This is a genomic window from Streptomyces sp. SID14478 (assembly GCF_010548525.1).
In the GTDB taxonomy this organism is placed as follows: domain Bacteria; phylum Actinomycetota; class Actinomycetes; order Streptomycetales; family Streptomycetaceae; genus Streptomyces.
Genome location: NZ_JAAGMG010000495.1, coordinates 1 through 4,896, shown reverse-complemented (window position 1 = coordinate 4,896; position 4,896 = coordinate 1). Strand labels below are relative to the sequence as shown.

Genomic DNA, 4,896 nt, shown 5'->3' with positions numbered 1-4,896 from the left:
CTCCGATGCAGAGCTGGTGCGCCAGCGCCTCGGCCCGGTCCTGCCCGGCCGCCACCACCTGGTCCACGAGCCCGAGCGCACCGGCCTCAGCGGCCTCGACGCGGCGTGCGGAGAAGATCAGCTCGGCGGCCCGCGCGGCCCCGACCCGGCGCGGCAGCAACTGCGTACCGCCCCCGCCGGGGATCACGCCCACCGACACCTCCGGCAGCCCGACCACGGCGCTCTCGTCGGCCACGATCAGGTCGCAGGCCAGCGCCAGCTCGAAGCCGCCGCCGAGCGCGTACCCGTGCACGGCCGCGATCGTCGGCATCGGCAGGTCCAGTACGCCGGTGTACGCGGCCCGGGCCACGGGGCGCTGGCGCACCAGCTCTGCATCGGAGAAGGAGTTGCGCTCCTTCAGGTCCGCGCCGACACAGAAGGCCCGCTCGTTGCTGGACGTGACGACCACGGCCCGCACGTCCCGCTCCTCGCCCAGGGCCGCGCACGCGGCGCCGATGGAGCGCGCCATGTCGCTGGAGACGGCGTTCATCGCCTTGGGCCGGTCGAGCACCAACTCGGCGAGAGTCCCGCCCTCGTGGCGCCGTACGGCGACGAACTCCCCGAACCGCTGCTGCTCCCGCTCATCACCCATCGCACAGACCTTCCGGTTAACCGACGTTAACCGGAAGGTTCTCAGGTGCGCCGGGTCAGCGTCCAGGGCTCCACGACACCGAGCCCGCGCACGGGCCGCTGCCACATCGGCTGCAGCGCGAACCGGTAGGTCGGCGGCTCCTCGCCCTGCTCCTCCGCCTTCTTTGCGGCGGCCGCCGCCTCGGCCTCGGAGGCGGGGGCCTCGGCGGTGCGGATCAGCTCCTCGGCGAAGGCGCCGTCCACGAGGACGTTGTCCCGGGGCGCTATCGACGTGAGGCGGCTCGCCAGGTTCACCGTGGTGCCGAAGACGTCGCCCATCCGCGTGGTGACCGTCCCGAAGGCCATGCCGACGCGCAGCTCCGGCATCGTCTCGTCGTTGCTCATCGTCTCGATGAGGCGCAGCGCAATCTCGCCGGCGATGCCCGCGTCGTCGGCGGCGAACAGCACTTCGTCGCCGAGCGTCTTGATGAGCCGTCCGCCGTGCGCGGCGACCAGGTCGGCCGCCGTGGTCTCGAAGGCCTCGACGAGCTCGCCGAGTTCCTCCTCCTCCATGCGCCGGGTGAGGCGGGTGAACCCGACGAGGTCCGCGAACCCGACGGCGAGCCGCCGGTCCACCATCTCCTCGTCGTCACCGGCCTGCACGACGCGCCCGGTCGCCGCCGCGAGCTGGCGCCGCCACACGTACACGAGGAACTCCTCGAGCTCGGGCAGCAGCAGCTCCATCAGCGGATAGGTGACCTCGGTACGGGTCATGCCCGGCTCCGGCGGCTCGGTGAGCCCCTCCAGGAACGAGTCGATCTGCCACTCGGCGAGCCGGGCGGTGGTCTGCCCGGTGGAGCGCGCCACCTGCACGGCCATCGCCTCGCTGAGCAGGCCCGCCTCGACGAGGCCGGCCAGGCGGCGCAGCGCCAGCACGTCGGCCTCGGTCAGCGCCTTGGCCTGTCCGATGTCGGCGAAGCCCATGGCCCGCCAGAACCGCGATGCCAGCTCCATGGACACGCCCGCGCTGCGGGCCGCCTGGAACGGGGTGTAGCGGCGCTCGGCCCCGAGGATCAGTCCCTCGAGCCGCAGCGCGAGGGGATCTTCCGCTGGGTCCTGCTCATCCCCCTGCGGCTTCTCGGGGTCGGGTGGGGAGCCCGTGCCGGAGCCCGAGTCGTCGACGGTCACGCCTGCTGCCCTTCCGATCTGCCGCGGTCAGGTATCGACCGGCCTCAACTCTACGGCAGCACCTGTGCGCCACGTCACTCCGTTCGGTGCGGGTGTTCCGTGGGCGTCGCTTGACATGGACGCCCTGGGCCCTGGCGTCCCTCGGGGGCCCTTGTCGTGGAGCGGCGGCTGCGGGTGCGTGGGGCTTCTCGCGCAGTTCCCCGCGCCCCTGGAGATGCGCACTTCGTGCGCCGTCTCCCTCGATGAAGGCTCAGCGGCGAAGCCGCAAGCCTTCAGGGGCGCGGGGAACTGCGCGGGAAGCCCCACCGGCCGGCAGCCGACACCCGGACCGGCGAGGCCACGGCGCGCGCCCTCCCCCCTTACGCGGGACGCAGATGCACGATGTCGCCCGCCGCGACCGCCTCCCGGCGACCGTCCGCCCCGGCGATCACCAGCCGGCCCTCCCCGTCGACGGCCACCGCCTCGCCGACCAGCTCCTGCTCCCCCGGCAGATGCGCCCGCACCTGACGCCCCAGCGTCGAACACCCCGCCGCGTACGTCTCCTGCAGCCCCGACAGGCCGGGATCGCCTTCCGCGGCGCACCACTCGACGTACCAGCGCTCGAAGGAGCGCAGCACGGCCCGCAGCACCGGCTCCCGGTCGACGACCTTCGCCCCGGCCAGCGCCAGCGAACCCGCCGTCGGGACGGGCAACTCCTCCGCCCGCAGCGACACGTTGAGCCCGACGCCGATGACGATGCCCCCGTCGGCGGCGGCCTCCGCGAGGATGCCGCCCGCCTTGCGCTCCTCGCCGTCGACGGTGACGAGCAGGTCGTTGGGCCACTTCAGCGCCGTGTCGACGCCGGCCGAGGCGGACAGGGCGGTGGCGACGGCGACGCCGGTGAGCAGCGGGAGCCAGCCCCAGCGCGCCCTCGGCACCTCGTGCTCGGCGGGCCTGACCAGGACGGAGAAGAACAGGCCCGAGCGCGGCGGCGCCGACCAGCGCCGGTCCAGACGCCCGCGCCCCGCGCTCTGTTCCTCGGCGACGAGCACGGCGCCCTCCTGCACGGCGCCGGCCGCGGCCCGCGCCACCAGGTCGGTGTTGGTCGACCCGGTGCGGGGCACCACGTCGACGGACGACCACAGTCCCTCCGCGCGGACCAGGGAGCGGCGCAGCCCGGCCGCTCCCAGGGGCGGCCGGTCCAGGTCGGACCAGGGGCTGGCGTGCGCGTCTGAACCATCTCGCTGCGTCATGCAACCCAGCCTAGGTGTGGTAAACGCCGCACTGCGCAGCCGTATTCGCGCCACTACCCTACGAGTCAGTAGCGCCACGCACCTTCCTAAGTGCACCGTCCCCGTGAGCAGCGTCGAGTCAGGCAGGGAGCCGCATCCCGATGTCCGAGTTGGAACAGCCCAATGAGGCCGACATCCACACCACCGCAGGCAAGATCGAGGACCTGCGGCGCCGTATCGACGAGGCGACCCACGCGGGCTCCGCGCGCGCTGTCGAAAAGCAGCATGCGAAGGGCAAGTTGACCGCGCGCGAGCGCATCGAACTGCTCCTGGACGAGGAGTCCTTCGTCGAGCTGGACGAGTTCGCCCGGCACCGCTCCACCGACTTCGGCCTGGACGCCAACAAGCCCTACGGCGACGGCGTGGTGACGGGGTACGGCACGGTCGACGGGCGGCCCGTCGCCGTCTTCTCGCAGGACTTCACCGTCTTCGGCGGTGCGCTCGGCGAGGTCTTCGGCCAGAAGATCATGAAGGTGATGGACTTCGCGCTGAAGACCGGCTGCCCGGTCATCGGCATCAACGACTCCGGCGGCGCCCGCATCCAGGAGGGCGTCATGGCCCTCGGCATGTACGGGGAGATCTTCCGCCGCAACACCCACGCGTCGGGCGTCATCCCGCAGATCTCGCTCGTCGTCGGCCCGTGCGCCGGCGGCGCGGTCTACTCCCCGGCCATCACCGACTTCACGGTGATGGTCGACCAGACCTCGCACATGTTCATCACCGGCCCGGACGTCATCAAGACGGTCACCGGCGAGGACGTCGGCTTCGAGGAGCTGGGCGGCGCGCGGGCGCACAACTCGCGCTCCGGCGTCGCGCACCACATGGCGGGCGACGAGAAGGACGCGATCGAGTACGTCAAGTCGCTGCTGTCCTACCTGCCTTCGAACAACCTGAGCGAGCCGCCCGCCTTCCCGGAGGAGGCGGACCTGGCGCTCACGGACGAGGACCGCGAGCTCGACACCCTCATCCCGGACAGCGCGAACCAGCCGTACGACATGCGCGGCGTGATCGAACACGTCCTGGACGACGCCGAGTTCTTCGAGACGCAGGCACTGTTCGCGCCGAACATCCTCACGGGCTTCGGCCGGATCGAGGGCCGCCCGGTCGGCATCGTCGCCAACCAGCCGATGCAGTTCGCCGGCTGCCTCGACATCCACGCGAGCGAGAAGGCCGCGCGCTTCGTGCGCACCTGCGACGCCTTCAACGTGCCGGTGCTGACCTTCGTCGACGTACCGGGCTTCCTGCCGGGCGTCGAGCAGGAGCACGAGGGCATCATCCGGCGCGGCGCCAAGCTGATCTACGCGTACGCGGAGGCGACCGTCCCGCTGATCACCGTCATCACGCGCAAGGCGTTCGGCGGCGCGTACGACGTGATGGGCTCCAAGCACCTGGGCGCCGACCTCAACCTGGCCTGGCCGACCGCGCAGATCGCCGTCATGGGCGCGCAGGGCGCGGTGAACATCCTGCACCGCAAGACGCTGGCCGCCGCCGAGGACCCCCAGGAACAGGAGGCGACGCGCGCGCGGCTCATCCAGGAGTACGAGGACACCCTCCTCAACCCCTACACGGCGGCCGAGCGCGGTTACGTCGACGCGGTCGTGATGCCCTCCGACACCCGCGCCCACCTCGTGCGGGGCCTGCGTCAGCTGCGGACCAAGCGCGAGTCGCTGCCGCCGAAGAAGCACGGCAACATCCCCCTGTAGGAGCCGACGCGAGGAGCCGACCCATGATGATCAAGGTCGTACGGGGCAATCCGACCCCCGAGGAGCTGGCCGCCGCACTCGCGGTGGTCCAGGCCCGCGCCGCGGCGGCATCCGGCGCCCCTGCC

At 72.1% G+C, this 4,896-nt stretch carries 5 protein-coding genes; 2 read left to right on the top strand and 3 right to left on the bottom strand.

Annotation, left to right across the window (positions count from 1 at the left end; genetic code table 11):
• The 3 genes from G3I40_RS16370 to G3I40_RS16360 form a co-directional block, all read right to left on the bottom strand.
• The coding region (locus tag G3I40_RS16370; protein WP_164302889.1) for an enoyl-CoA hydratase/isomerase family protein at positions 1–631 on the bottom strand (631 nt) is incomplete at its 3' end.
• Positions 632–672: 41 nt separating this feature from the next.
• Positions 673–1,797, bottom strand: a complete 1,125-nt coding sequence (locus tag G3I40_RS16365; protein ID WP_164302888.1) for an adenylate/guanylate cyclase domain-containing protein — start codon at positions 1,795–1,797, stop codon at positions 673–675.
• Between the two features lie 359 nt (positions 1,798–2,156).
• The gene (locus G3I40_RS16360) at positions 2,157–3,029 is read right to left on the bottom strand and encodes a biotin--[acetyl-CoA-carboxylase] ligase (protein WP_164302887.1); all 873 of its coding nucleotides are present in this window, start codon (positions 3,027–3,029) and stop codon (positions 2,157–2,159) included.
• Positions 3,030–3,169: 140 nt separating this feature from the next.
• Here G3I40_RS16360 and G3I40_RS16355 point away from each other — a divergent pair, with 140 nt between their 5' ends.
• Together G3I40_RS16355 and G3I40_RS16350 are read left to right on the top strand one after the other, a co-directional pair.
• Positions 3,170–4,771 (top strand): acyl-CoA carboxylase subunit beta, encoded by a 1,602-nt coding sequence (locus tag G3I40_RS16355; protein ID WP_164302886.1) that lies wholly within the window; start codon positions 3,170–3,172, stop codon positions 4,769–4,771.
• A gap of 26 nt (positions 4,772–4,797) precedes the next feature.
• On the top strand, positions 4,798–4,896 hold a 99-nt coding region (locus tag G3I40_RS16350; protein WP_164302890.1), incomplete at its 3' end, for an acyl-CoA carboxylase subunit epsilon.

What these genes read in the sequence shown, in the direction of transcription:
- G3I40_RS16355 (WP_164302886.1), top strand. Translation starts at nt 3,170, where the DNA reads ATGTCCGAGTTGGAACAGCCCAATGAGGCCGACATCCACACCACCGCA.
- G3I40_RS16360 (WP_164302887.1), bottom strand. Translation starts at nt 3,029, where the DNA reads ATGACGCAGCGAGATGGTTCAGACGCGCACGCCAGCCCCTGGTCCGAC.